This is a genomic window from Pseudomonas sp. LjRoot277 (genome assembly GCF_964253845.1).
Classification (GTDB): domain Bacteria; phylum Pseudomonadota; class Gammaproteobacteria; order Pseudomonadales; family Pseudomonadaceae; genus Aquipseudomonas.
The window spans coordinates 4,875,922-4,901,321 of the sequence record NZ_CAXURI020000001.1; the positions used below are offsets into that span (position 1 = coordinate 4,875,922).

A 25,400-nucleotide genomic window follows, 5' to 3' on the forward strand; every position below is an offset into this window, starting at 1 on the left:
CAACCTCCTGTGCAAACCCCGTTCTACGGGGCTCACGGTCATTCCAAAAAAATGTCTGAAGCCGTTGAAGTCAGCCAGCTCACGTTTTCAAAATCATGGAATGGGTGGATTGTTCCAGCGTTGCACGGTGACGATCATGTGGCCTTCGCCGGTCAGGGATTTCCCTGCGTCGTCGACGGCGGCGATCACCTTGAGGTTGCCGGCATTGTTGGTGGACATTTTGCGCTGCGGGTTTGGCCCGGCATCGCCCGGTGTGAACACGCCGCTGTCAGCCTGCATGGTGCCGGCGAACTTGACGTCCTCGTCTTCCTTGGCACGGTCGTCGAAGGCTTCGACCGACCACTGCGCCGGGAATACGCCGATGCGATACGGCTTGCCGTCAGCGCCCTTGCCCCAGGCTTCGGCATCAAAACGGCCCTGGACTTTCGGTGTCGAACCACCACCCTCGCCGATTCGCGCCACCGAGAACTCGGGCACGACTTTGACTTCGGCGATTTTGCTGTAGACCGACAGGGTCGGGCCTTTCAGCGTGCCGACGGTGACGTTGCGCAGACCCGGTTGAGCGTTGGCAGCGGCCTTGAGTTTGACCTTGATGCGCTCCGGGCTCTGCTCGATGACTTCGACCACTTCCACGCCTTTGCCAAAGTTCGGTTTGCCGGTGAGACCGCTGCCGACAAGCGTGACTTCCGTTTCAGCGCCAGCCTTCAGGTAACCCGGCTGCACCGCCAGCAAACGACTGCAGCCCTGCTTGGCGGCGACGAAGTCCAGCCCCCGCTCATCATGCTCGGCCTCGAACATCCGGCCCTGCATCGCATTGCCTTGGGCGGCGAACACCTGGCGCATGGTCACGCCGTCGATGGTCACGTTGCCGCGCCATTCGTAACCGGTGTAGAGAATCGCGCTGCCATCGCCGTTGAACGGGCTGCCGTCGGCGTATTGGCCTTTGACGCTGACCTTGAACGTGTCGCTGCCATCGGCAGTGACGCTCATCACGCCGGCCAATTCACCCTTGCCCGGCAAGTGGCCGCTGAAGCTCCAGTCACCGACCAGAACATCAGATTTCGGCGCGGTGCTCAGCCATTTTTTCCAGGCCGGGTTGTCCAGCGGATAACGCTTGGCCAACAGCGGCACCATGTCTTTTCGAGCAAGGTCGAACCAATCACGGTCACGAGCCAGAGCCTGGTACTCCAGCGACGGCCACTGGCCGAGGTGGAAGTTCACCAGACGCTCCCATTCCTGGGCCGGACGCCGTTGCAGCGCGACCCGCGCACCGGAGTGGCAGCGACCGCACATCTGACTGGTCTGGTCGTCAAATTTCTCGACGGTATTGAGTCGACGCTCCAGCGCATAACGCACGCCATCGGTCTCGCTTGGGGCCAGGCCTTGGGTGTCGGCCAGGTATTTGACCAGGGTTCGGCGGTCGTCATCACTGATCTGCAAACCGTGCATGGTTTGCATGCGGGCGATGCTCATCAGCCAACCTTCAGGGGTTTTGCGCTGGTGGCTGATGCGGCTCAGGGCGTTATCGGCTTCGGGGGTATGACAGCCCTGACAGGTTTCCTTGAGGATGGTCTGGGCGTCGCGGGCTGCCAGGCTGTAAGGCGAATGCAGCGCCACACAAGCGGCCACGGCCAGCAGACTGACACTCAGGCCTGAACGGAGTTTTCTCTTCATCAACGTCGAACCTCGCACGGTGCTTTCTTATTTTTGTGGCTTATCGTTTTTATGGTTTCTGCCGTCGGCGGCGCACCGCTGACGGAGGCAAGAGAAACGTCTGCGATGAGCAATACACGGAGCGTGCCAGCTTGCCGATTACCTTTTAAATCAAGTCGTTGCGCGAAGATGACTGCTTTGCGCCATCGCTGAACGAGATCGCCTGCGTCTAATATCGCGACAGTTGTTGCAGTCTGAGACAGCATAGATGGCCTGACCGGAACAGCTCATCGGCCGGCGATTGACGCCGATCCCCTGCAAGCGCGAAATGGTTGTTCACCGATTGCCACCAGGGGATAAAAAAATGGCAAGCATCACTGTCCTGGCGGGGGACTTTCTGCAGGGTGATGGAGAGTACAGAGACGGCGTTTTCACCCTCAGAACGTCGCTTCATCCATGGCCTGGCATTACCCTCCCGCTCTCATCGTTCAAGAGCGTGGAAGTGGCCAACGAGGATTCGATCAACAACATCAAGGATGCCATCGGCTTTGGCGTGGCCGGGGCCATGCTGTTGGGGCCCATCGGCGCAATTGCCGGGTTCATGCTGGCCGGCAAGGAAACCGAAGTGACCTTTCTGGCGACGCTCAAGGACGACAGAAAGCTGTTGGCTGCCGTGGATGGCGACACGTTCGAAGAAATTTCCCGGAAGTTTGCAGCCTGAATAATCGGCGCGGGCCGCACCGCGGCCCCACGGTGCGGCGTGACGCCGGTTCAGATGTCATAGGTGGGGGAAACGCTTTTGTGTACGTCGATCTCGTGCTGCATGTCCGCCACCAGCGACGCGATCGCATGGGGACTGTCCAGTGTCCACAGGGGAACGTGGGTGGCCACAATATCCACTTTGCCGGTCATGCAGTCGCAGACCCGAATCGTCAGGGACTGGTCCGCCGCCATGGTGCAGGTGCATACGGACGGCAGAAAACTGTGTTCAATGATGTTTTGAATTTCCAGGGTTGAAAGGAACATCGTTACCTCCCTCACGCCAGATGTATTGCCGGATGAACGGTCCGTCATTTCACCCACCTATCCTGAAAATTCTAGTCCTCAATAATGGGTACCTCAAGGTCGCAACCCGGTTGCTCGTCGTCTCACAGCTGTCGCAATTTGCAACAATCTCACAGCGCCCGCGATTCCCTTGAGTGCCCAAAAACCCCGCCGACCAAGGGTGGTTCTGCCTTTTCGGGCACTTGGCACAGCCATTGCGAAAGCCCTCGTTCTCACGAACAACAAGAGGTCTCGCCATGCCCCTGCCTTATTTGCTTCCCGCCACCTCGGCGTTCATCCAGCGCGCTCCGCGCATGCTCATCGGCGGCGACTGGGTCGAGGCCGCCGACGGCCAGACCATGCCCCTGCACAACCCGGCCACCGGCGAAGTGCTGTGCGTCGTGCCGCGGGCCACGCCTGAGGATGTCGATCGCGCCGTACTCGCTGCGCGTCAGGCCTTCGATGATTCGGCCTGGACCCGCACCCGACCTCGGGAGCGGCAGAACCTGCTGTGGAAACTCGCCGACCTGATGGAACGCGACGCCGAACTGCTGGCGCAACTGGAATGCCTGAACAACGGCAAAAGCGCGGCGGTGGCCCAAGTGATGGACGTGCAACTGTCCATCGACTTCCTGCGCTACATGGCCGGTTGGGCGACCAAGATCGAAGGCTCAAGCGTTGAAGTGTCGTTGCCGTTGATGCCCAACGATCAATTCCACAGTTTCATCCGCCGCGAAGCAGTGGGCGTGGTCGGCGCCATCGTTGCCTGGAACTTTCCGCTGCTGCTGGCCTGCTGGAAACTCGGCCCGGCCCTGGCCACCGGTTGCACCGTGGTACTCAAACCCGCCGACGAAACCCCGCTGACCGCACTGAAACTGGCCGAACTGGTGCTGGAAGCCGGTTACCCCGAAGGCGTGTTCAACGTGGTCACCGGCACCGGCATCACCGCAGGTTCCGCCCTGACCCACAACCCGTTGGTGGACAAGCTGACCTTCACCGGCTCCACCGCCGTGGGCAAGCAGATCGGCAAGATCGCCATGGAGTCCATGACCCGGGTGACCCTGGAACTGGGCGGCAAATCGCCGACCATCGTCATGGCCGACGCCGACCTGAAGTCCGCCGCAGCCGGCGCCGCCAGTGCGATTTTCTTCAATCAGGGCCAGGTGTGCTGCGCAGGTTCGCGGCTGTATGTGCAGCGTAAGCATTTCGACAATGTGGTGGCGGACATCGCCGACATCGCCAACGCCATGAAACTGGGTAACGGACTAGACCCTAGCGTCGAGATGGGGCCGCTGATCTCGGCGCGCCAGCAGGAGCGGGTTTACGGGTACATCGAAAAGGGTCGGGAAAGCGGCGCAACCATCGCTTGCGGTGGCGAGCAGTTCGGGCCGGGCTTTTTCGTCAAACCGACGGTGATTGTGGATGTCGATCAGAAGCACTCGCTGGTGCAGGAGGAGATCTTCGGGCCGGTGCTGGTGGCGATTCCGTTTGATGATGAGGCCGATGCGTTGCGCATGGCCAACGACAGTCCCTATGGGCTGGGGGCGAGTATCTGGTCGAACGATCTGGCGGCGGTGCACCGGATGATTCCGCGGATCAAGTCGGGTTCGGTGTGGGTCAACTGCCACAGTGCGCTGGACCCGGCGTTGCCGTTTGGTGGGTACAAGATGTCCGGGGTTGGGCGGGAGATGGGGTATGCGGCGATTGAGCATTACACCGAGTTGAAGTCGGTGTTGATCAAGTTGTAGCGGGTTCAGCGAGTTGGGTGTGCAATTCAAGAGCCACCCCTCATCGGAACGCCGCCCGCCCATCCCTCTCCCCAATGGGGAGAGGGGGAAAGGGAGCAGATCTTCATGGTTTTCAGAACCTGAGTTCGACTCGATATTTCAGGTCGATGTAGCTCTAAGAACACCTCGGTCAGTCCCCTCGCCCCTTTGGGGCGGTCCGACGTTTCGGGAGGGTTAGGGTGAGGGGACGATATCCCTGACTCAACAACCAACTCCGAACCACCCGTCCCTGCTCCACCGTCAACCCGGCCAACGCCTGCTCGGCCGGTTCGGTCCGCAACCGCCGCACCAACGGCGCCAGCTCAACCCCTTGCACATGCCAGATCCCCAGCGGCTGATCCGCCGTGATCACCACCTCAGCCTCATCCACAAACCCCTCGTTCAACACCGGCGCGCGCTCAATCCTCAACGAAGAAAAATCCGCCTCGGCATGCGCCACTTCAGCATCCGGCCACTGCCGGCGCGCAAGCCAGAATGGCTGCTCCAACCAACGTTGCTCATCGGCATAAAAATCCCGCCCGATCCGCGCAAAACGCAAAAACAACTGCTCCACCCGTTGCTGATGAAAGCGCTGAGCCAACGCCGCTCGCTCGGGTTTACGCAACAACGTGTTGATCACCGTCGGCGCCTGTAATGCCGAGGACAATGACTGAAAAATCCCGTTGCCCGACAGCGGATCCACCGCCATCGCCGCGTCGCCGACCCGAATCCAGTTTTCGCCACACACCTGCGGGCAAAGAATCGCTGTGCTGCTGCGCGCATGAAGCTGTAGATCGACCTCAGGCCCGGCGCCGAAAAACGATCGCGCCAACGCCGAACCCTGACGTCGCTCACGACAGTAGTCGAGCAACATCGCCTTGCCCGGCAATTCAGCACTGGCCACGTCCACCGTCCATTGCCAGTAACACTGACCGTCGGCTCGCCGGGCCATCCAGGCCCAGCCGTCCTCAAGGCTTTCCACCGCGCTGGCGGTGCTGCCTGGCGTGCCTTGCCAACGATTGAGCAGGCTGACCGTCTCCGGTCCGCGCAGGCCTTTGCCGAGTGCAGGCGCCTGACGCCCACGCGCCTCAACCAGAAAATCCGCCAACAGCGCCTCGCGCCCTTCGACCTCGATCCGATGCCCCGAAACCGATGACTGCACCGTCAGCACGCGGCCTTCGATCAGCTCAACGCCAGCCAGGCGCAGATCCTCGCGCAAGCCTCGATCAAAGCTCGGGCGATCCAGTAAAAATTCGATGTTCTGCGCATGCTGCTGACCGTTCCATGACACCTGTCTTTGCGACGGCAGCGCCGCATCCGCCAGCGCCTGATGAAGCCCCGCGCCACGCAAGGCCTCCAGCACCCGAATGGAAACGCCTTCCAGCGCCGCAAACCGCCGCCATTCGCTGACCAGCGTCACGGGATAACCGAGTCGACGCAAACCCAAGGCAACCGCCGCGCCCGCTGGCCCTGCACCAAGAATCAAAATCATGGCCCGAAGCGCCGTTCAGGGCCGCGATAACGGGCATTCTCCCGCAGCCACTCAATGACCTGTTCGTTGCTCGCCTCGGGATGCGCAACTAGGAAACCCGCGATGTGCCCACTCAACGCCGCACAACCGAGACTGGCGCCAGACTGCCCCGGATAGGTGCCATGCACACACGCGGCGAAATCCGCTTGAGCACTGTTGAGCCACGACCATTCCTGTTCGGCGCAACGCGCATCGCCGGTGACTCGCAGCACCTGGGGATAATTCGCCGGAAACACGCCCTCGCCCTGCGCCGGACTGGACGCACAGAGCAAAACACCTCGCGCTACCGCCGCCGCACAGGCTTCACGCAACAGGCTGCGATCCTGACGCAGACCGAGGCTCAAATTGATCAGCCGAACGTCCTGCGCCACCAGCCAGTCAATCGCCGTAGCGATCTGCAACGCGCTGGTGACCCCGCGCTGGTCGAACACCTGAGCCACGCAAAATACCGCCAAAGGCGCCCGCCGACCGATGGCCTCGATCACCGCGCTGCCGTGGCCCAGCGGATCGTCGCGCAAGTCGCTTTCGGCCAATCCATCCGCCAGCAACGAGAAACGCCGTCCGGCGACCACTTGCACCCGCTGTGCCGCCGAGTGACCGCTGTCCACCACGCCAATCCGCAGCTCAGGCTTCATGCAGCACCGTTTTTGAAGTGAGTACGCCGTCGAGCAATTCAAAGCGCAAATCGGCATCCGCCAAGGTTGAAGGACGGTGGCTGATGAGGATCCGCGTGCGTCCGGCAAACAGTCGATCGATGGCTTCAATGACTTCGCGCTCGGTGGCTTCATCCACCGCCGAGGTCGCTTCGTCCAGCACCAGAATCAATGGATCCTGCAACAGCGCCCGGGCGATGGCGATGCGCTGCTTCTGCCCGCCGGACAACTGCTGACCGCGTTCGCCCAACGGACTGTCGAGGCCTTCGGGCAAGGACTCGATCAGGCTGTCGAGTTGCGCCAGCCGCGCCACCTCGGCAATCGCTTCACGGCTGGCGTCCGGCACCGCGTAGGCGAGGTTGTCGGCGAGGCTGCCGCGAAACAGCACGATGTCCTGACTGACCACGGCAATCCGCCGACGTAGCTGGAACAGGTCCAGTTCGCGCAGATCGACCTCCCCCAGCAACACCCGACCGGACTGCGGGTCGTGGTGCCGTTGCAGCAGGTCGATCAGGGTCGTTTTGCCGACGCCAGAGCCGCCGCTCAGGGCGACTTTCAAACCGTAGGGAATTCGCGCTTCGATGCCGCGCAGGGTTGTCGGGCGACCGGGATGGCTGAAGTGCACGTCGTCGAAACGCAGCTCGCCAGAGGTCGGCATCGGCTGCGGCGTGACCGGCGTGAGAACGCTCGGCTCTTCGCCGCGCAACTCCATCACGCGCCCGAGGCTGACGGTCATTCGTTGGACCGCGACATAGAGGCCCAGCAGGCTCTGCACCGGTCCGACGGCCATGCCCAGGTAGGTGGAAAACGCGATCAGTGCGCCCAGTTGCCAGGTTCCCTGCACCACCCAATATCCGCCGATCAGGAACGCGCAGGCACGAGACAGGGACGTCAGTGTGCCCGGCACCGCCTGAGTGAAAAACTCGGTGACTTGCAGGCGCAGCAACTGGCTCATGTAGCCTTGACCCAATGTCTCCAGGCGCCGCGATTCACGCTGTTGCTGGCCGGCAGACTGAATGAATTTCATCACCGGCAAGGTCTCGACCATGAACGAGGACATGTCCGCCGAACGCTCGCGCAATTGCCGCACATCCCGTTCGACCTTGCGTCGCATCCAGCGTAGCCAGAGCACGTCGAGGGGAATCAGCACCAGCGCCAGCAACGAGAGTTTCCACGACAGGGTCAGCAGCATCGCCACGGCACAGACTAGACCGATCACGCTCGACACCGCCGAGAACAAGGAGTCCACGGCAAAGCGCTGGATCTCCGCAACGTCGCCATCGAGGCGAGACATCAGGTCACCGATGCGGCGCTGTCCGTAGAAACTCGGCGAGAGCGTTTGCAGATGACGATAAAGATCATCGCGCAGGGCGAACAGAATCCGCCCGGACAGCCGCGTGTGCAGGTAACGGTTGATCCCCGACAGCGCAGTGCCCAACAACCCGGCCACAATCATCAGCCCGGCGATCAGCACCAGCATCGGAAAGTTGCGCGCCAGCAAACCATCGTCGATCAGCAGCTTGGTCAGCCAGGGCTGGACCAACACCAGCAACGAGGCGCAGACCGATAACCCGAGCAACCCGGCAATCGCCAGACGATGCGGTCGCACGAAGCTGTAGAGCCAGCGCAAGGCCGCTTGCAGGGCTTCGGGGTTCTGGCTGTCGATCAGCCGAACGATCAAGCGCTGCATCACGAGCGCAACTGTTTGAGCTTGCGATACAAGGTCGCGCGGCTGATGCCCAAGGCGTCGGCGGCGGCCGAGACGTTGCCCTGATGAGTGTCCAGGGACTGGCGAATCAGCTCCAGTTCATTTTCGCGAATGCTGCCGGCCTGAGGGCGTTCGGTGGCGCTCAACTCGTCGAGCATGCTGTCGGGCAAGTGGTCGAGGGTGAGTACGGTGTCCCCCGGCTCGCGCATGGCCAGCGCCGTTCGTAAAACCATTTCCAGTTGGCGGATGTTGCCCGGCCAGTGATAGCCGCCGAGCAAGCGGTTCAAATCGTCATGCAGGACCATCGTCGGCGCATCCAGCTTGGCCAGCAGGCGAGTGACCAGACCACTGAAATCCTCGCGCTCGCGCAGAGCCGGGAGCATCACGCTGATGCCGTTGACGCGGTAGAACAGGTCCTCGCGGAAATGTTTTTCTTCGACCAGACGCTTGAGATCGCGGTGCGTGGCGCAGATCAATGCGACGTCGATGTCTTGCTCTTCACCGGCGCCCAACGGTGCCACTTTACGGTCCTGCAACACCCGCAGCAGACGGGCCTGCAAGGCCAGCGGCATGTCGCCGATTTCGTCGAGAAACAAGGTGCCGCCATGGGCCTGTTGCAGACGACCGATCATGCCGCCGCGACGCGAGCCGGTGAACGCACCTTCGCGGTAGCCGAACAGTTCCGACTCGATCAGGCCTTCGGGGATCGCCGCGCAGTTCACCGCGACGAAGGGTTTGTCGCAGCGGGTGCCGGCCATGTGCAGGGCACGGGCGATTACTTCCTTACCGGTGCCGGTTTCGCCCAGCAGCAACACCGGCAGCTCATTCGCCAGGCCTTGACGCGCCATGCGCAAGGCTCGGGCATAACGGACATTACTGCCGGCCAGGGATTCGAGATCCGGTTGTGCTTTGGCGGTTTTCGCTGTGCTGCGCGGCGGCGTGCTGACATTGATCGAACGCTGCGGCGCACGCAGGGTTTTGTAGAAGAACTCGCCTTTGGCCGTTTGCAAACTGCCGACACCGCCCTGATGCAGACGCGACAGAAGTTGCAGGCCATCGACGCCCAGAAACTCTTCACAGCGTCGACCGACCAGCGCCGTGCGCTCAGCGTGGAGCAACTGACAGGCTTGGGCGCTGACCGCGAGAATCTGCCCGCCAAGGCTCACCGCCAACAGACCTTGCCAAGGGGATTCGAGGTACTGCCGACGGCTGTGGAAAGCCAGGACGATTTCGTCCGGATAACTGGCGTTGAACACCCGGCTTTCGATCTGGCTGACGGCCATCGCCAGCAACGCGGTGCTGTCATGGACGCGGCCCAGCGGGCCTTCGCGGGTCAGGTCGAGTACACCGAGGATGTCGCCCTGCGGGCAATGGATCGGCACCGAGGTGCAGGAGAAATCGGTCAGGCGATCGAGGTAATGTTCGCCGCAATCGATCATCGTTGGCCGGGCTTCCACCAGTGCGGTGCCCAACGCATTGGTGCCGCGAGCGGCTTCGCTCCAGCAGGCGCCAAGGGTGATATCTTGCAGGCCGCTGCCCTTGAGGCGATCGGCGCGTCCTTCGACAGCGAGGATGGTGGCGTCGGAATTGGCGAGGATGATCAGCCCTTCCTTGCCTTGGCGCTCGGCCAGGTAATCGATGGCCGGCAATGCCGCATCGATCAGCAGCCGATTGCTTGCCAACAGGACGTCGAGGCTCGCGCTCGATTCCAGCGCCAGCTCGTGCTTGGCATTGAAATGCACGCCATGGCTCAGGCTACGCCGCCACGACGCATCGATTTCCGCCCGCAGCACGCCATCCGGGACTTCGCCCTCGAGATGGAGCTTTTCCCGGGCCAGCCGGGCTTCGCGGTGCAGCTTGGGAGGAGTTGTTTTTATTAGCGTCATCAAGCGCTCCGGATCGGTCCGCCCTGCGCTTTTTTAAGATCAGCGCCCTGCCGCAATCTTTACGTTAACGTCAGGGCGATGGCAAGTCCTGTGGCGAGGGGGCTTGCCCCCGTTCGGCTGCGCAGCAGTCGTAAACCGACGAACGTAGTGCTTCTGAAGACATGCGGTCGCTGGTTAAGCCCCCTCGCCACGGTCAGAGGTTCCACACCTCGGCATTCACAAAAAACGCCCGCGCATTATCCTCAAGACTCTCCAGGTGATACCCACCCTCCTGCACAATCAGACACGGCACCCCCAGGCTGCGAATCCGCTCCCCAAGCGCCGCAAACCCTTCACGGGTCACCGCCACTTTGCTCTGCGGATCCAGCTCGAAAATATCGAAGCCCAGGGACAACACCAGCACCTCGGCGCCGAAGTCTTTCACCGCCGTCAACGCCACGTCCAACTGCCCCAGGAAATCCGCCTCACTGGCGCCATGCGCCATCGGCAAGTTGAGATTGAAGCCCTCACCCTTCCCGACACCCCGCTCATCAGCGAACCCGGCCACCCCCGGATAGAAGTTGGTCGGATCGCCATGCACCGAGACATAAAGCACGTCATCGCGGTCGTAGAAAATCTCCTGAATTCCCTGACCGTGGTGCATGTCGGTGTCGAGTACCGCGACTCGTGCAAACCCGGCACGCAGAACCTGAGCAGCCACCGCAGCGTTGTTCACATAACAGAAACCGCCCGCCGCTTCGGCCCGGGCATGGTGCCCTGGTGGACGGCACAAGGCGTAAGCCGCCGGCTCGCCATCGAGCAAGGCTTGGGCGCCAGCGATCGCGCTTTGCGCCGACCAATAGGCCGAACGCCAGGTCTGCTCACCCACCGGGCAACTGCCATCGGCCAGATACCTCGCAGCTTGGGCGAGAATCCCGCGCAGGGCATTGGGCTCGCGGACGAAGATGTTCGACATCACCTCGTCGCCCCAATCCTCGGGGATCTCTTTCCAGCGTTGATGCGCCTCCTGCAAAAACGTCAGGTACGGCGCGCCGTGGACCGCCAGCAGCGGATCGAGCCCGGCATCGACCGGTTGCTCGACGTTAAAGCCCAGCGAGTGCGACGCCTGGACCAAACGCTGAGCGCGCTCGGGTACTTCCTGTGGCGTGCGCATCTGCCCACGGGAGTAGTAGCTGCGTGGATGGTGAAGCAATTGTTCGGGGTGGAAAAAACTGCGCATGGTTCTAATACCTGTCAGTTAACGTAGATCTTGAAACCGAGTGCGTTCAACTGTGGGAGCGGGCTTGCTCGCGAATGCGGTGTGTCAAACAACATTTGTGTCGACTGACACACCCTCTTCGCGAGCAAGTCGGAACGCCGCACCGCCGCTCCCACATTGGATTGCGTTTATTCGACTTTACCGGCGCGGGCCAGCACGGCGTTGAGCAGCACATCAGTGCCCTGACGCACGTCTTCGGGCAGCACATCTTCGGCTTCGTTATGGCTCAAGCCACCGACGCAAGGAATGAACACCATCGCCGTCGGGCAGAACCGCGCCAGATGAATCGCATCATGCCCGGCGCCGCTGACAATCGATTGCTGAGCGTAGCCCAGCGCGTCCACCGCCTGCTGCACGGCCGCCACGCAATCGGCATCGAACGGTGTTGCCGGGCTGATCCAGTGAGGCGTAATCGTCAGGTTCAAGCCTCGGCTATCGGCAATCGCCTGAAGCCGCTCGCGGACTTGCTGCTCCATGGCCTCGATGGCTTCGTCGCGGTGATGACGCAGGTCGACGGTGAAATTCACCAACCCCGGAATGGTGTTGCGCGAGGACTTGTTGATGCTCAACTCGCCGACAGTGGTCAGCCCTTCCGGCGCGAAATCGGTGGCCAGACTTTCGATGGCCTGGATCATCCGCGCCACGCCATACAGGGCGTCTTTGCGCAGCGGCATCGGCGTAGTACCGGCGTGGGCAGCCATGCCTTCGACCCGCACGTCGAGCCAGCGAATCGCCTGGCCACCGCTGACCACGCCGATGCTTTTGGCGTTGTCTTCGAGGATCGGACCTTGTTCGATGTGCGCTTCAAAGTACGCATCCACCGCGCCGCCAAACGGGCGTTCGCCGGCGTAACCGGTGCGTTGCAACGCTTCGGCAACGCTGATGCCGTCGATGTCACGCACCGCCAGCGCTGCGTCCAGTGGCATGATCCCGGTGAACACCGCCGAGCCGAACATCGCCGGGGTGAAGCGTGCGCCTTCTTCGTTGGTCCACACCGCCACTTCCAGCGGCTTGCGGGTCTGGATGCCGAGGTCATTCAGGCAACGCACCACTTCCAGGCCGGCGAGTACGCCGTAGACGCCATCGAAACGCCCGCCTTCAGGTTGGGTGTCGAGGTGGCTGCCCATCATCACGGGCGCGGCATCGGGGTCGGTGCCGGCGCGGCGGGCGAACAGGTTGCCGATAGCATCCACGCTCAGGGTCATGCCGGCTTCGCGGCACCAGTGGGAAAACAATTCACGACCGGCCTTGTCTTCATCGCTCAGGGCCAGGCGGCAGCTGCCGCCACGTGCGGTGGCGCCGATTTCGGCCATGTCCATCAGACTCGCCCAGAGGCGTTCACCATTAATTTTCAACATGAGTTACTCCTGGGAAAACGTTAATCAAGCGTTGGCCAATTCGAGGCGTTCAGCGCTGGCATGGCGACGGGCAAGGGACAGGACACAGATCAGCGAAGTCGCGGCAATCAGGCTGTAGAACACCGCCATCGGCCACCATTGGCCGGCGAACTTGTGTGCCAGCAAGGTGCCGATCAGCGGCGTCAGGCCACCGGCCACGGCGCCGCAAATCTGATAGGCCAACGAAATCGCGGTGTAGCGCACGCGGGTTTCGAACATGCCGCTGACGTAACCGGCGATCACCGCGTAGAACGACGCCATGCACACCACCGCCAGAGCGATGCCGAGGATGATCAGCGGCGCCTGGGCCGAGCTGACCAGCACGAACATCGGGTACGGCGAGGCGATGGCCAACAACGACACCAGGCACAGGAATCGCGTGGCGCCCATTTTCTCGGCGACCCACGCCGCCAGCGGTTGAATGCAGAACTGAATGATCGCCACCACAAACAGGCACTCAAGAATCAGTGAGCGCGGCAATTCGAGTTGCTGGGTGGTGTAGGCGATCATGAAGGTGTTGGTGAAATACACCCCGGCGATCCCGAGGGTGTTGGCGCCGATGCACAGCAGCAACGGGCGCCACGCGGTACGCAACACTTCCATGACCGGCGCCTGCTCCTTGCGTGTGCTTTTGCGCGCCAGTTCACGGCTGGCGAGGAACTCCGGCGACTCATTCACGCCCAGGCGAATCGCCAGGCCCACCAGCAGTAGCAACGAACTGGCGAGGAACGGCAGGCGCCAGCCCCAGCTCATCAAGTCTTCTTCCGGCAGACGGGTGACCGCACTGAAAGCCAACAGTGACAGGATCAAACCGGCCGGGCTGCCCAGCTGCGCAAAGGACGCGAAGAAGTTGCGTCGACCTTTCGGCGCATGCTCGCCGGCCATCAACACCGCCCCGCCCCACTCGCCACCGACGGCGATGCCCTGGACGATGCGCAGCAGAATCAGCAGCACCGGCGCCGCTGCGCCGATTTGTGCGTAGGTCGGCAGCAAGCCGATGCAGATCGTGACCACGCCCATCATCAGCAACGTGATGATCAGCGACTTTTTACGGCCGATGCGGTCGCCGATATGGCCGAAGATAATCCCGCCCAACGGCCGCGCAAAGAAGCCCACGGCGAAGGTGCCGAAGGCAGCCATGGTGCTGAACAGTTTGTCGTCGGAAGGGAAGAACAGCGCGCCGAATACCAGCGCGGCGGCGGTGGCATAGATGTAAAAGTCGTACCACTCGATCATGGTGCCGATAAAGGCTGCGGCTGCCGCACGGCGCGGCTGAGGAGAAGCTTGGGGCTTCATGGGTCGGGCTCCTTTGGTTATTTTTTTGGCAGGAGTGAAACTGCAAAATCAAGGCGCTCTGACGGCGCCTGTCTGGAGATGATTTATCGTCTTGGGGCTATGATTAGTCAATTTTCTATTTATTATGCGGACTATTACGCCAGCTTATAATCGAGAGCCACCATGGCCGAACGCGATGTACAACGCCTGCTCAATGACCGTCTGGACTGGAACCTGCTACGCACTTTTCGGGTGATCGGTCAGGAGCTGAGCATCAGCCGCGCCGCCGCCCGCCTGCACCTGACGCAACCGGCAGTGAGCCAGGCACTGAAGCGTCTGGAGGAGCAACTGGGCCGACAACTGATCGCCCGTCGCGGGCCACGGTTTGCCCTGACCGAAGTCGGCGAACAAATCTTCGAACTGGCCGGGGAAATCTACGGGCAGATGTCCCAGGTCAGCAGCGTGCTGGAGCAACCGGCCGACGAAGTGATCGGCAAGGTTCGCTTGCTGATCATCAGCCGGATCTTCTCGGAGCGCTTCGATGACTTCCTCGCGGACTTCCATCGGCAGCATCCGCGAGTGGATCTGGAAGTCGACGTGATGCGCAGCTCCGACATCGTCAGCGCCCTCCAGGAAAAAACCGCGACCCTCGGCCTGAGCCTCAATCGCCGCCCGCAGCCGCGCCTGGAACAACGGCTGTTCCTGCGTCAGCGCTATGCGTTTTTCTGCGGCAAGCACCATGCACTGTTCGGCCAACAGAACGTTGCCGAAGGGGATTTGCAGCGGGAGAACTTCGTCAGTTTCACCAGCGACCAGATCGGCGGCATGCTCTCGCCGCTGACGATTTTTCGTGATCAGCAAGGTTTCAGCGGACGGATCGTCGCCTCGTCACCGAGCCTGGAAGAAGTCCGGCGACTGGTGATCGCCGGGTACGGGATCGGCTGTTTGCCCGAGCACGTGGTGGCGGCGGACGTCGACGCCGGATTGCTCTGGCGCCTGCCGCCCCACGAAGGGATTGCCGATGTGGACATTCATTTGCTGTGGAATCGCGAGCAGCGCATGAGCCGGGCCGAGACGATTTTTCTCGAGAGCCTGCAACAGTGCTTGCTGGACTGAGTTACCCGATCAGAACAACGGCAGACTGTAGCTGACCACCAGGCGGTTCTGGTCCGCATCGCGCGATGCTTCACTGCGCGACATGCCGTTGCGCCAACCCAGTGCGACGTTTTTCAACGGCCCGCTCTGGATCACGTAGTCGAGGCTCAGGTCCCGCTCCCATTCCTCTTGCTCAGGTCCGGCCACCGTTTTAATGCCGCTGCCTGAGAGGTACATCGCCGAAGCCTTGAGCCCCGGCACGCCAAGGGCGGCGAAATCGTAGCTGTACTGGGCGAAACCGGTACGTTCACCGGCGCGGGTGAAGTTCTGGATGTAACGGTCGGTCAGCAGGTAGACGCTGGCGCCTCCAGCGCCTTTGTCCGGTAAACCACCCTGGTTGAGCTGCACGAATCCGCTGTCACTGGACACCTGCTGATAACCGGTCATCAGCGCGTGAGCACCGATGCTCCAGGTGAACGCCAGGCTCCAGGTATTGTTGTCGATCTTGCCGTCGCCGTTCTGCGTATAACCGCTGGTACGGTAGCCGCTGGCCCGCCCGCTGGCCGAGTCATTGGCACCGTCGGCGGAGGTCTTGAAGTAACGCAGATCGGTTTTCAGCGCGCCGAAATCCCCCAGTGTCAGGTTGTGAACCAGACCGGCGAAATACTGTTGGTAATAGTCTTCAAGATTGGCGTAGTAGTACTGCGCCAGAAGCGCATCGGTGACTTTGTAATCGGCACCGGCAAAATTGAACGCGTTGCTTTCCCGGGTGCCGCCGGCCACGGCCAGGCCGGTGCTGTCGCTGGAGCCGCGACCCGTGGCGTGTTCGAGATGACCACCGGTCAGGGTCAGATGCTCGAAGTCATTCGAGACGATCTGCCCACCCTCGAATGTCTGCGGCAGCAGCCGCCCGTCATTGGCCTGCAGAATCGGCAACTTCGGTGTCAGCGTGCCGTAACGCATTTCAGTCTGGGCAAAGCGCATCTTCGCCGTCGCACCGAAACGCGACCATTGCTCGGCGGCGCCGTTGCCATCGTTGGGGATCATCGAACTGCCGACATGGCGACCGTCACCGCTGTCCAGGCGAATACCCAGCAGCCCTAGCGCATCGACACCAAAGCCAACGGTGCCTTCGGTGAATCCGGACTGATAGTTGAGCATGAAACCCTGCGCCCACTCTTCGGTTTTTGAAGGGTTCGCGGTGCCATCGCGATTATCGTTATTGAAGTAATAGTTACGCATCCCGAGGGTCGCTTTACTGTCTTTGATAAAGTCCGCCATGCTTAACGGACTGAATAGCGCACTGCCGATCGCAATAAGTGCCAACGGTTGTTTGTTCATTGATTTTGAAGTTCCTGAGCAGCCAGCTTTTGCGCTGGCTGCCGGTCATTAAGAAAGTTTGATACTCAAGACACTGGACACTGGTTCGCCCGCCATTAACCGGGTCAGCAGGTGCGGTTCTGCCCGGTCCGATGCCAGCGCGCGCTCGATGACGTTTTGCGCGGTGACCGGATCGAGAAACAGCACGCCGTTGTCGTCCGCCAGCACGAAATCCCCGGGATGCACCGTGACGCCGGCACAGTGAATCGGCTGATTGATCTGACTGTCGCCACGGCCATGCAACTTGGTGGTCAGCAGGCTGGTGCCGCGAGCGAAGACCGGCAACCCGGCCTCGCGCAGTTCCAGCAAGTCGGTCACCGCGCCGTCCACCACGATGCCCACCGCACCGGCACAACTCGCGGCGCAACTGGTGACCGCGCCAACGGGCGCGTGTTGCCAGTCGCCATCGGTGTCGATCACCAGCACATCGCCGGGCTGGATGAGCGCCAGGGCCTGGTTGACCGCGATGGCATCGGCGCCCACCAGTTTCAGGGTCAGCGCGCGGCCGACCAGCTTCACATTAGGCACCATGGCCCGCAGTTGCGAGTCGGCAAAGCCTTCCTCGAGAAAATGCCCGAGGGTCGGAAAGCTCACCGCGTTGAGCTGCTCGATCAGCTGCGATTCATCCATGTTGCGCCTCCTTGGCAATCAACTCGGCAACACAATCGATTTCCAGCGACACACCCCACAGCGCCACGCACACCGTGGTGCGTGCTGGCGGCGCATGGCCGAGGAACTCGCGATACACCGCATTGAACGGCTCCAGTTGTGCGGGATCGGTGAGGTACGCATTAACCTTGATCACGTGGCTGAAGTCGGACCCGGCTTCAATCAGGATCGCTTCCAGATTGCGCAAGGTTTGCCGCACTTGTTCGGTGAAACTGGCGGGCTGGTCATCGAGCCCGCTCTGGGCCGGAATCTGCCCGGCGGTGAACACCAGGTGGCCGCTGACCACCGCCTGGGAGTAAGGGCCGACCGGGCCGATGAAGCCCGGGGCTGACTGAATTCTGCGCATGTTGTTGAACTCCATTAATCAGGCGGCGGCCGATTTGACAGGTTTGCCGAGGGCTGGCTCGTTGGCCGGCACTGCCGCTGGGACTTCACTGATATCTCGCTTGAAGGTCTCGGTCAGCAACAACAGCGCCACCAACGAAATCAACGCTGCACCGATCATGTACCAGGCCACCGAGGAGCCTTTGCCGGTCGCTGCCAGCAATGCGGTGGTGACGATGGGCGTCGCGGCGCTGCCGAGCAGGCCGGACAACATGTAGCTGATCGACAACCCGGAATAGCGCACCCGAGTGCCGAACAGTTCGGCGAGGAAGGTCGCAATCGGCCCGTAATTGGCCGCGAAGGCCGTCATCAACAGCAGGTAGCCGAAGATCACACAGGGCAACTCTTTGGTGTCCATCAACCAGAACAGCGGGAACGCCACCAACGCTTCGGCGACGATGCCGGCAACGATGATCGGCTTGCGTCCGTAACGATCCGACAGCGCGCCGAACACCGGCAACATGACGATGCACCAGGCGCAGGACAGCAACACCACGCCGAGCATCACGCTGCGGCTGAACCCCAGATTCTGCGTGCCGTACGTCAGGCCGAAGGCAACGATGATGTTGAACGACGCCCCGGTCGACATGGTGGCGATCCCGCCCAGCACGACTTGTTTCCAGTACTTGCGAAACACTTCCGCCAGCGGCATTTTCACTTGCACCTCGGCTTCCTTGACCTTGTTGAAGGCCGGGGTTTCAGAGATGTTCAAACGGATGTACAAGCCCACGGCGATCAGCAGCACGCTGCCCAGGAACGGGATACGCCAGCCCCAGGCCAACAGGTCTTCAGGGGACAGCCACGCGGCAATCAGCAGGAAGGCCAGGTTGGCAATCATGGTCCCGGCCGGGACGCCGATCTGTACCCACGAGCCGTACAAGCCACGTTTGTTGGCGGGAGCGTGTTCCACCGCCATCAGCACCGCACCGCCCCACTCGCCGCCCAACGCCAAGCCTTGAATCACCCTCAGCAGCAACAACAGGATCGGCGCCCAGATACCAATGGCCGCGTAGTTAGGTAATAACCCGATGGCGAAAGTAGCGGCCCCCATGGTCAACAGTGAAACCAACAACATCGACTTGCGTCCCAAACGGTCACCGAAATGACCGAACAGTGCCGCGCCGACAATCCGGGCCAGATACGCCGAAGCAAACGTACCGAACGCCAGTAATGTACCGATCAACGGATCGAAATCCGGAAAGAACACTTTGTTGAACACCAGCGCCGAAGCCGTGGCGAACACAAACAAGTCGTACCATTCCACCGTGGTGCCAATCACACTGGCCACCGCGACTTTCTTCATGCTGACTGCAACTTCCGGAGGTGCGCCGGACTTTTCTACAGGCGATAGATCGCTCATTACTGTCTCCAGGAGTTCATCAAGAACTCGTATTTAATTGTTTTAACTGGCAGTAAAACTTTCGAGGTGAGGGAGTGTTGTTATATATCGCCCAACTCAATGGGCGAGTTTGCAAGGCGCTTTCTTATTAATAACCGAGTGTTCGGTCCGCACAATTCAATAACGATTCACCGGTATTTAAACGGCGAAAGTTCTCTGCTACTTGTTCGGCGATACAGTCGTGGGAGGCCGCCGATGCCATGTGCGGGGTGATGGTGACGCCGGGCATTGTCCAGAGACGGTGATCGACCGGCAGCGGTTCTTCCTCGAAAACATCCAGCAAAGCGCCGCGCAGTTTTCCTCGGGCCAAGGCTTGTTCGAGGTCGTCGATATTCAGATGACCACCCCGACCACAATTGACCAGCGCGGCGCCGTTGGCGAGCCGCTCGAACGTTGCGCTGCCGAGGATGCCGCGGGTTTCGCTGGTCAGCGGCAACAGGTTGATCAGCAACTCCAATCCATCGAGAAACGGGTTCAGTTTTTCCGCACCGGCGAACGTCTGTACGCCTGGTAAATCCTTACTGCGGCGCGCCCAGCCACGGACGTCGTAACCGGCAGCGGCCAGGTCCTGGGCAATCGCGCTGCCCAACGACCCAAGCCCCATCACCCCGACCTTGAACTGTCCCGCTGCCCGTTGCAGCGGCCGCTCCCAACGCTGGTCCTGTTGCTGCAACAGCACCTGATCGAAGCCGCGGTGATAGTGAATCGCCGCCCAGCGCACGTACTCGGTCATGCCTTGGCGGTGGCCGGGATCGACCACTCGGCAGATCGGCAGATCCGGGCACGACGGGTCGTGATCGAGGTGATCGATGCCGGCGGCCACCGAGTGAATGACTTGCAGGTTCGGCAATGCGGCGAGGCTGCCCGGCAAGGGAAACCAGCACGCGGCAATTTGCGCATTCCTGGCCAACGGATCATCGGCAAGGACTGCCTTGAGTTGCGGCGCACTGCGGGCAAAGGCTGCCTGCAGTTGCTTGAGCAGCAAGGTGTCGCGGGACAGCAGAACCACGGTGTTCATGACAGATAGGACTCGCGCTGGGATTCGATCAGGGTCAAAGCGGCCTCCCAGGCCAGGTCGATGATGTTGTCCTGTTCATCGCGGTCAAACTGTTCGGCAGTGTGTGCACAGACTTCAGGGGACGGGTAATGCAACGCCGAACCACCGGACAACGCCGCAACCTGCGCCTGACAGGCACGCTCCAGAAAGTGAATCTCCTGGAACGCCTGGGCCACACCAGAACCACCAACCAACAGTCCATGATTGCGCAGGATCATCGCCCGGTGCGGCCCCAGGTCGGCAATCAAACGTTCGCGTTCATCCAGTGACAGCGCGATGCCTTCATAGGTGTGATACGCCAACTTGCCGTAGAACTTCAGCGCGTGCTGACTGATCGGCAGCAAGCCGTGCTTCTGGGCGGCGACTGCCATGCCGGCGGCCGTGTGGGTGTGAATCACGCAGTTGAGATCCGGGCGGGCCATGTGGATCGCCGAGTGAATGACGAAGCCGGCAGCGTTGACCCGATGACCTTCATATTCCGGATCGACGACTCGCCCGTCCTGATCGATACGCACCAGGTCCGAAGCGCGCATGCGGTCGAAAATCACCCCGTAGCGGTTGATCAGGAAGTGATGCTCAGGCCCCGGAATACGCAGGGTGATGTGGGTGTCGATCAAGTCGGTCATGCGAAAGTGCGCGACCAGGCGATACAGCGCAGCCAGTTCGCAACGGGCTTGCCATTCAACCGGGCCGATGTGTTCAGGTTTACTCACGAATACACCTCTTTAGCAGCGTGGGTGACGACCGGGTTGGCGCGCAGGCGGGCCAGGCCGCAAACACCGATCAAGGACAGGGCCGAAAGCAAGGTGAAGAACACCGCCAACGGCAACCATTGTCCGGAAAACTTGCTCGCCAGCAGCGTGCCGATCAGCGGCGTGGTGCCGCCGGCCAGCGCGCAGCTGAGTTGGTAGGCGATAGAAATGCCCGAGTAGCGCAGGTGCACCGGGAACGCCTGGGTCATGTAGCCGGCGATCACCGCGTACAGCGCCGAAAGAATCACCACCGCCAGAGCAATGCCGACAGTCATCAGCACAATGTTCTGTGTGCCCACCAGCATGAACATCGGATACGGCGTGACCATGCACAGCAGCGCGACGAGTTTGAGGAAGCGGCCTTCGCCGATGCGCTCGGCCAGCAACGCGGAGAGCGGTTGCGAGAGCAGCTGAATGACGGTCACCAGGAACAGGCAATCGAGAATCGTCGAGCGCGCGATGCCCTGATACTGGGTGACGTAGGTGATCATGAAGGTATTGGTAAAGAAGAACCCGGCCGAACCGATGGTCACGGCGGCGGCAGCAAACAGGATCTGCCGCCAGCAGGTGCGGATCACGTCCTTCACCGGGTACTTGGAAGTCTCGTTGTTGTCCCGGGCCTTGGCGAACTCCGGCGACTCGTGAACACCGGAACGAATCATCAGGCCGACCATCATCAGCACACCGCTGGCGAGAAACGGCAGACGCCAGCCCCAGGCGAGGAAGTCTTCCGGCTCAAGGGATGTCACCAAGCGAAAGGCGATCAAAGCCAGCAGCAAACCCGCTGGGCTACCGAGCTGAGCGAACGAGGCGTAGAAGGTTTTGCGCTTGGCCGGGGCGTGTTCGCTGGCCATCAGCACCGCCCCGCCCCACTCGCCGCCGACTGAAATGCCCTGAATCAACCGCAGCACGATCAGGCCGATCGGCGCCCAGATACCGGCGCTGGCGTAGCTCGGCAACATCCCGATGCCAGCGGTGGCCAGCCCCATCAACGCCATGGTCACCAGCAGCATTTTCTTGCGACCCAGGCGATCACCGAGATGACCGAACACCATGCCGGCCATTGGGCGAGCGATGAAGCCAACGGCGAAACTGCCGAACGCTGCCAGGGTGCTCATCACCGGGTCGTGGCTGGGAAAGAACACTTGCCCGAGCACCAGCGCTGCCGCCGTGGCATAGATGTAGAAGTCGTAGAACTCGATGGTCGTGCCAATGAAGGCTGCCGCCGCCGCTCGACGCGGTTGAGGGGTAGTGTGCATGCAAGGACCCTGTGTATTTATAGTTTTGGGCAGGTACTGAAGGCTGTTTACGGGTTGCACTCTGTGGCGCTTGTTAGCTTTATCGCTTCCGTGCCAGGATTAGTCAATTTTCAAATTCTTATCTTTACTATTAGCCTTGCTACTACCAGGAGTTTTATGCCCTCCACTTCTAACCCTTGGGTCGGTCGCCGCTTTCTGAATGACCGCCTCGACTGGAACCTGTTACGCACCTATTTGGTGATCGGCCAGGAAGGCAGCATGAGCCGGGCCGCCGCGCGATTGCACATCACGCAGTCAGCCGTCAGCCAGGCACTGAAACGGCTGGAGGAACAATTGGAATGTGTGTTGATTGCCCGCAGTGGGCGACGGTTTGATTTGACCGAAACCGGGGAGGAAGTCCTGCGTATTGCGGCGGACATTTACGGCGATATTTCACGACTGGGCACGGTGGTGGAGAGTCGTAACGACGACGTGGTCGGCAAGATCCGCATCCTTACCGTCAGCGGCGTGCAAGCACGACATTACGACGAGTTCCTCGCCGATTTCCACGAAACTCATCCAAAAATCGAGTTTGAAGTCGAGGTGATGGGTAGCTCGAACATCATCAGTTCACTGCTGCAAAAGACAGCGACCATTGGCGTCGGCCTGTGCCGTTTACCGCAGCCGCGGCTGGAGCAGCGAGTACTGTTTCGTGAGACTTATGCGTACTTCTGCGGGCAGCGTCATCGACTGTTCGGGCAAGAGAATCTGACCCTGGAACAGCTCGCGGCGGAGAACTTTGTCAGCTTCACCAGTGACCAACTCGGGGGCAATCTTTCGCCCCTGACATTGTTCCGCGACCAACAAGGCTTTACCGGCAAGATCGTCGCTTCATCGACGAGTTTCGAAGAGATTTATCGCTTGATCTGTTCAGGGTTCGGCATTGGCTGTCTGCCGACGCACCTGGTACGAAGGGATGTCGAGCAAGGTTTGCTCTGGCGTTTGCCGCCGGAAGATGGGGTGGTGGATTTCGATATCCAGCTATTGTGGAATCGTGAGCAGAAGATGAGTCAGGCCGAAACCGTGTTCCTCGAAAGCTTCCAGCACATGCTCAGTATTCGTGAGCCTGTGCTGTGAAGCCTTGATCGCTTAGACGTGAGGATCACCCGGTGCTTTGCTAGGCGTAGCGTATTGCGGCTTCAAGTGACCGTCCTGATCGAGTAGCCAGGCGTCCATGATCTGCCGCACCACGGGACCTGCGACGCGACCGCCGGCCTCGCCGTTTTCGATCATCACCGAGATGACAATTTTCGGATGTTCGGCCGGGGCAAAACCGACGAACAAGGCGTTGTCGCGGTTACGCTCCAGGGTTTTCGCCCGGTTGTAACGTTCGCCCTGCTTGATCGCCACCACTTGCGCGGTACCACTCTTGCCGGCGATGCGGTACTGAGCCCCCGCCGCTGCCGCCCGTGCAATCCCGCGAGCGTCGTGCATCACCATTTGCATGCCATGGTTGACCTGCTCCCAGTCACGCGGGTCTTTCAACAGGATGTTTGGCATTGGATGCTCATCCACGGGCGCAACACCGTCCACGGTCTTGGCCAGGTGCGGCCGGTTCCAGACACCTTTGTTGGCGATCAGCGCAGTCGCTTGGGCCAGTTGCAGCGGCGTGACCTGCATGTAGCCCTGACCGATGCCGAGAATCACCGTCTCACCCGGGAACCATGCCTGACGGCGCGTGGCACGCTTCCAGGCTTGCGATGGCATCAAACCGGCAGACTCTTCGAACATGTCCAGCGAGACTTTCTCGCCGAGACCGAACATGGCCATGTAGTCATGCAGACGATCGATACCCAACTTGTGGGCCAGGTCGTAGAAGTAGGTGTCGTTGGAGCGCATGATCGCCGCGTCCATGTCCACCCAGCCATCGCCGCTGTGGTTCCAGTTACGGTATTTGTGATCGAAGTCCGGGAGTTGGTAATAACCGGGGTCGAAGACGCGGGTCTGCGGGGTAACGACTCCGGTGTCGAGGCCGGCAATGGCCACTTCCGGCTTGATGGTCGAACCCGGTGCATAGAGACCGCGCAGTACGCGGTTGAACAGCGGCCGGTCGATGGAATCGTGGAGCGCTGCGTATTCCTTGAAGCTGATGCCGGTGACGAACAGATTCGGGTCGAAACTCGGCTTGCTGACCATCGCGAGTACTTCGCCGGTCGACGGATCGAGGGCGACCACCGAACCGCGACGATCACCCAAGGCTTCCTCGGCGGCTTCCTGAAGTTTGACGTCGAGGCTCAGTACGATGTTTTTGCCCGGGATCGGATCGGTGTGCTTGAGCACTCGCAGGACCCGGCCCTGAGCGTTGGTTTCGACTTCTTCGTAACCCACTTGGCCGTGCAACTGCGACTCGTAGAATTTTTCGATGCCGGTCTTGCCGATGGATTGAGTGCCACGGTATTCCACCGTGTCCAGGGCTTTGGACTCTTTCTCGTTGATGCGGCCGACGTAGCCGATCGAATGCGCAAAGTGCGCGCCCATCGGGTAGTGGCGAACGAATTGTGGCTCTACGTCGATCCCCGGCAGACGGAACTCGTTGACCGCCAACACGGCGATCTGTTCTTCGCTGAGCTCGTAGAACAAGGTGACCGGCACGAATGGATGGCGCGCCTGCTTCATCGCCTTGTCAAACAGCGAGCGGTCTTCAGTCGGCAAGTGCAGGAGGTTGACTACCTCATCCAGTTCCTCTTTGACATCGGAGGCGCGTTCGCGGGTGATGGTCAGGTTGAAGCTGGGACGGTTGTCCGCCAGAACTACGCCGTTGCGGTCATAGATCAATCCGCGGGTGGGGGTGATCGGCAGGACGTGGACGCGGTTGTTTTCAGAGATCGTCGAGTGATAGTCAAATTCGACCACTTGCAGGACATACATGCGCACTACCAGTGCACAGGTAATGGCGACAACGAACAGGGCGCAAGCCATCAGTCTTTTGTTGACCAGGCGCGTCTCTTTTTCGTGGTCCTTGATCGGTATCGGTTGGGGCATCTCTGCAGCAGCTCTTTGACTGTGAAGGGGCGCCAATCCGTAGGCTTGAAATCAGTCCGTTAAAAAACGAGCTGCACCATACCAAAAACCGGACGGTCACTTTAGTGCGATTTCCTCTAACGGTTGTCCTTGAGGGCCAAAACGACGTTCGGTTTTTTTATGACCCGTGCGTTTTGATCAAGATTGATATTCCCATTCATGCATTTTTCTTGA

General features: G+C 60.9%; 21 protein-coding genes. 4 read left to right on the forward strand and 17 right to left on the reverse strand.

Annotated elements, in window-relative coordinates:
- Positions 1-93 precede the first annotated feature (93 nt).
- Positions 94-1,674 carry a quinohemoprotein amine dehydrogenase subunit alpha gene (gene peaA / locus ACSQ87_RS22905; RefSeq protein ID WP_436274448.1) on the reverse strand — a complete coding sequence of 527 codons (1,581 nt, stop codon included), beginning with the start codon at positions 1,672-1,674 and terminating at the stop codon, positions 94-96.
- A 343-nt stretch (positions 1,675-2,017) separates the two neighbouring features.
- Between peaA and ACSQ87_RS22910 the strand changes: the two genes are divergently transcribed.
- Positions 2,018-2,374 (forward strand): hypothetical protein, encoded by a 357-nt coding sequence (locus tag ACSQ87_RS22910; RefSeq protein ID WP_223433205.1) that lies wholly within the window; start codon positions 2,018-2,020, stop codon positions 2,372-2,374.
- Between the two features lie 50 nt (positions 2,375-2,424).
- Here the strand turns inward: ACSQ87_RS22910 and ACSQ87_RS22915 are convergent, their stop codons facing one another.
- Positions 2,425-2,679, reverse strand: a complete 255-nt coding sequence (locus ACSQ87_RS22915) for a DUF1652 domain-containing protein (RefSeq protein WP_008145342.1) — start codon at positions 2,677-2,679, stop codon at positions 2,425-2,427.
- Positions 2,680-2,954: 275 nt separating this feature from the next.
- Here ACSQ87_RS22915 and ACSQ87_RS22920 point away from each other — a divergent pair, with 275 nt between their 5' ends.
- On the forward strand, positions 2,955-4,445 hold the full coding sequence (locus tag ACSQ87_RS22920) for an aldehyde dehydrogenase family protein (protein WP_046048401.1): 1,491 nt from the start codon (positions 2,955-2,957) through the stop codon (positions 4,443-4,445).
- A 169-nt stretch (positions 4,446-4,614) separates the two neighbouring features.
- Here the strand turns inward: ACSQ87_RS22920 and qhpG are convergent, their stop codons facing one another.
- From qhpG to ACSQ87_RS22955, 7 genes are all read right to left on the reverse strand, one after another.
- Positions 4,615-5,955 (reverse strand): flavin-dependent monooxygenase QhpG, encoded by a 1,341-nt coding sequence (gene qhpG / locus ACSQ87_RS22925; protein ID WP_436274449.1) that lies wholly within the window; start codon positions 5,953-5,955, stop codon positions 4,615-4,617.
- Positions 5,952-6,629: a subtilisin-like serine protease QhpE gene (gene qhpE, locus ACSQ87_RS22930; protein ID WP_436274450.1), complete on the reverse strand. Its 678-nt coding sequence runs from the start codon at positions 6,627-6,629 to the stop codon at positions 5,952-5,954. Before qhpE ends, qhpG begins: the two co-directional genes overlap by 4 nt.
- The gene (locus tag ACSQ87_RS22935; RefSeq protein WP_436274451.1) at positions 6,619-8,337 is read right to left on the reverse strand and encodes an ABC transporter ATP-binding protein; all 1,719 of its coding nucleotides are present in this window, start codon (positions 8,335-8,337) and stop codon (positions 6,619-6,621) included. The genes qhpE and ACSQ87_RS22935 overlap by 11 nt, the downstream gene beginning before the upstream one ends.
- Positions 8,337-10,241, reverse strand: a complete 1,905-nt coding sequence (locus ACSQ87_RS22940; RefSeq protein WP_436274452.1) for a sigma-54-dependent Fis family transcriptional regulator — start codon at positions 10,239-10,241, stop codon at positions 8,337-8,339. Before ACSQ87_RS22940 ends, ACSQ87_RS22935 begins: the two co-directional genes overlap by 1 nt.
- Positions 10,242-10,434: 193 nt before the next feature.
- A complete protein-coding gene (locus ACSQ87_RS22945) occupies positions 10,435-11,460 on the reverse strand; it encodes a histone deacetylase family protein (protein ID WP_436274453.1) in 1,026 nt (341 codons plus the stop codon).
- A 167-nt stretch (positions 11,461-11,627) separates the two neighbouring features.
- Entirely contained in the window at positions 11,628-12,857 is a 1,230-nt protein-coding gene (locus ACSQ87_RS22950) for a Zn-dependent hydrolase (RefSeq protein ID WP_436274454.1), read from the reverse strand.
- Between the two features lie 24 nt (positions 12,858-12,881).
- Positions 12,882-14,192, reverse strand: a complete 1,311-nt coding sequence (locus tag ACSQ87_RS22955) for an MFS transporter (RefSeq protein ID WP_436274455.1) — start codon at positions 14,190-14,192, stop codon at positions 12,882-12,884.
- A 162-nt stretch (positions 14,193-14,354) separates the two neighbouring features.
- On the opposite strand from ACSQ87_RS22955, the gene ACSQ87_RS22960 reads away from it, so the two are divergent.
- Positions 14,355-15,287 carry a LysR family transcriptional regulator gene (locus ACSQ87_RS22960; RefSeq protein ID WP_033061190.1) on the forward strand — a complete coding sequence of 311 codons (933 nt, stop codon included), beginning with the start codon at positions 14,355-14,357 and terminating at the stop codon, positions 15,285-15,287.
- Between the two features lie 9 nt (positions 15,288-15,296).
- On the opposite strand, the gene ACSQ87_RS22965 is transcribed toward ACSQ87_RS22960, so the two are convergent.
- The 7 genes from ACSQ87_RS22965 to ACSQ87_RS22995 all read right to left on the reverse strand — a co-directional run bounded on the left by ACSQ87_RS22965 (position 15,297) and on the right by ACSQ87_RS22995 (position 22,166).
- Positions 15,297-16,607 carry an OprD family porin gene (locus tag ACSQ87_RS22965; RefSeq protein ID WP_436274456.1) on the reverse strand — a complete coding sequence of 437 codons (1,311 nt, stop codon included), beginning with the start codon at positions 16,605-16,607 and terminating at the stop codon, positions 15,297-15,299.
- A 48-nt stretch (positions 16,608-16,655) separates the two neighbouring features.
- Positions 16,656-17,276: an RraA family protein gene (locus ACSQ87_RS22970; protein ID WP_436274457.1), complete on the reverse strand. Its 621-nt coding sequence runs from the start codon at positions 17,274-17,276 to the stop codon at positions 16,656-16,658.
- Positions 17,269-17,661, reverse strand: coding sequence for a RidA family protein (locus ACSQ87_RS22975; protein ID WP_415767983.1), 393 nt, complete (start codon positions 17,659-17,661; stop codon positions 17,269-17,271). The genes ACSQ87_RS22970 and ACSQ87_RS22975 overlap by 8 nt, the downstream gene beginning before the upstream one ends.
- A gap of 18 nt (positions 17,662-17,679) precedes the next feature.
- Positions 17,680-19,059, reverse strand: a complete 1,380-nt coding sequence (locus ACSQ87_RS22980) for an MFS transporter (RefSeq protein ID WP_056741987.1) — start codon at positions 19,057-19,059, stop codon at positions 17,680-17,682.
- Between the two features lie 127 nt (positions 19,060-19,186).
- Positions 19,187-20,116, reverse strand: a complete 930-nt coding sequence (locus ACSQ87_RS22985; RefSeq protein ID WP_436274458.1) for a 2-hydroxyacid dehydrogenase — start codon at positions 20,114-20,116, stop codon at positions 19,187-19,189.
- On the reverse strand, positions 20,113-20,868 hold the full coding sequence (locus tag ACSQ87_RS22990; RefSeq protein ID WP_056741989.1) for a class II aldolase/adducin family protein: 756 nt from the start codon (positions 20,866-20,868) through the stop codon (positions 20,113-20,115). Before ACSQ87_RS22990 ends, ACSQ87_RS22985 begins: the two co-directional genes overlap by 4 nt.
- Complete coding sequence (locus tag ACSQ87_RS22995; protein ID WP_008145464.1) at positions 20,865-22,166, reverse strand: MFS transporter; 1,302 nt, start codon at positions 22,164-22,166, stop codon at positions 20,865-20,867. The genes ACSQ87_RS22990 and ACSQ87_RS22995 overlap by 4 nt, the downstream gene beginning before the upstream one ends.
- A 156-nt stretch (positions 22,167-22,322) precedes the next feature.
- Between ACSQ87_RS22995 and ACSQ87_RS23000 the strand changes: the two genes are divergently transcribed.
- Positions 22,323-23,282: a LysR family transcriptional regulator gene (locus tag ACSQ87_RS23000; RefSeq protein WP_095131011.1), complete on the forward strand. Its 960-nt coding sequence runs from the start codon at positions 22,323-22,325 to the stop codon at positions 23,280-23,282.
- 12 nt (positions 23,283-23,294) lie between these two features.
- On the opposite strand, the gene mrdA is transcribed toward ACSQ87_RS23000, so the two are convergent.
- The gene (gene mrdA, locus ACSQ87_RS23005; protein ID WP_223433190.1) at positions 23,295-25,187 is read right to left on the reverse strand and encodes a penicillin-binding protein 2; all 1,893 of its coding nucleotides are present in this window, start codon (positions 25,185-25,187) and stop codon (positions 23,295-23,297) included.
- Positions 25,188-25,400: the final 213 nt, after the last annotated feature.

What these genes read in the sequence shown, in the direction of transcription:
- peaA (WP_436274448.1), bottom strand. Translation starts at nt 1,674, where the DNA reads ATGAAGAGAAAACTCCGTTCAGGCCTGAGTGTCAGTCTGCTGGCCGTG.
- ACSQ87_RS22910 (WP_223433205.1), top strand. Translation starts at nt 2,018, where the DNA reads ATGGCAAGCATCACTGTCCTGGCGGGGGACTTTCTGCAGGGTGATGGA.
- ACSQ87_RS22915 (WP_008145342.1), bottom strand. Translation starts at nt 2,679, where the DNA reads ATGTTCCTTTCAACCCTGGAAATTCAAAACATCATTGAACACAGTTTT.
- ACSQ87_RS22920 (WP_046048401.1), top strand. Translation starts at nt 2,955, where the DNA reads ATGCCCCTGCCTTATTTGCTTCCCGCCACCTCGGCGTTCATCCAGCGC.
- qhpG (WP_436274449.1), bottom strand. Translation starts at nt 5,955, where the DNA reads ATGATTTTGATTCTTGGTGCAGGGCCAGCGGGCGCGGCGGTTGCCTTG.
- qhpE (WP_436274450.1), bottom strand. Translation starts at nt 6,629, where the DNA reads ATGAAGCCTGAGCTGCGGATTGGCGTGGTGGACAGCGGTCACTCGGCG.
- ACSQ87_RS22935 (WP_436274451.1), bottom strand. Translation starts at nt 8,337, where the DNA reads ATGCAGCGCTTGATCGTTCGGCTGATCGACAGCCAGAACCCCGAAGCC.
- ACSQ87_RS22940 (WP_436274452.1), bottom strand. Translation starts at nt 10,241, where the DNA reads ATGACGCTAATAAAAACAACTCCTCCCAAGCTGCACCGCGAAGCCCGG.
- ACSQ87_RS22945 (WP_436274453.1), bottom strand. Translation starts at nt 11,460, where the DNA reads ATGCGCAGTTTTTTCCACCCCGAACAATTGCTTCACCATCCACGCAGC.
- ACSQ87_RS22950 (WP_436274454.1), bottom strand. Translation starts at nt 12,857, where the DNA reads ATGTTGAAAATTAATGGTGAACGCCTCTGGGCGAGTCTGATGGACATG.
- ACSQ87_RS22955 (WP_436274455.1), bottom strand. Translation starts at nt 14,192, where the DNA reads ATGAAGCCCCAAGCTTCTCCTCAGCCGCGCCGTGCGGCAGCCGCAGCC.
- ACSQ87_RS22960 (WP_033061190.1), top strand. Translation starts at nt 14,355, where the DNA reads ATGGCCGAACGCGATGTACAACGCCTGCTCAATGACCGTCTGGACTGG.
- ACSQ87_RS22965 (WP_436274456.1), bottom strand. Translation starts at nt 16,607, where the DNA reads ATGAACAAACAACCGTTGGCACTTATTGCGATCGGCAGTGCGCTATTC.
- ACSQ87_RS22970 (WP_436274457.1), bottom strand. Translation starts at nt 17,276, where the DNA reads ATGGATGAATCGCAGCTGATCGAGCAGCTCAACGCGGTGAGCTTTCCG.
- ACSQ87_RS22975 (WP_415767983.1), bottom strand. Translation starts at nt 17,661, where the DNA reads ATGCGCAGAATTCAGTCAGCCCCGGGCTTCATCGGCCCGGTCGGCCCT.
- ACSQ87_RS22980 (WP_056741987.1), bottom strand. Translation starts at nt 19,059, where the DNA reads ATGAGCGATCTATCGCCTGTAGAAAAGTCCGGCGCACCTCCGGAAGTT.
- ACSQ87_RS22985 (WP_436274458.1), bottom strand. Translation starts at nt 20,116, where the DNA reads ATGAACACCGTGGTTCTGCTGTCCCGCGACACCTTGCTGCTCAAGCAA.
- ACSQ87_RS22995 (WP_008145464.1), bottom strand. Translation starts at nt 22,166, where the DNA reads ATGCACACTACCCCTCAACCGCGTCGAGCGGCGGCGGCAGCCTTCATT.
- ACSQ87_RS23000 (WP_095131011.1), top strand. Translation starts at nt 22,323, where the DNA reads ATGCCCTCCACTTCTAACCCTTGGGTCGGTCGCCGCTTTCTGAATGAC.
- mrdA (WP_223433190.1), bottom strand. Translation starts at nt 25,187, where the DNA reads ATGCCCCAACCGATACCGATCAAGGACCACGAAAAAGAGACGCGCCTG.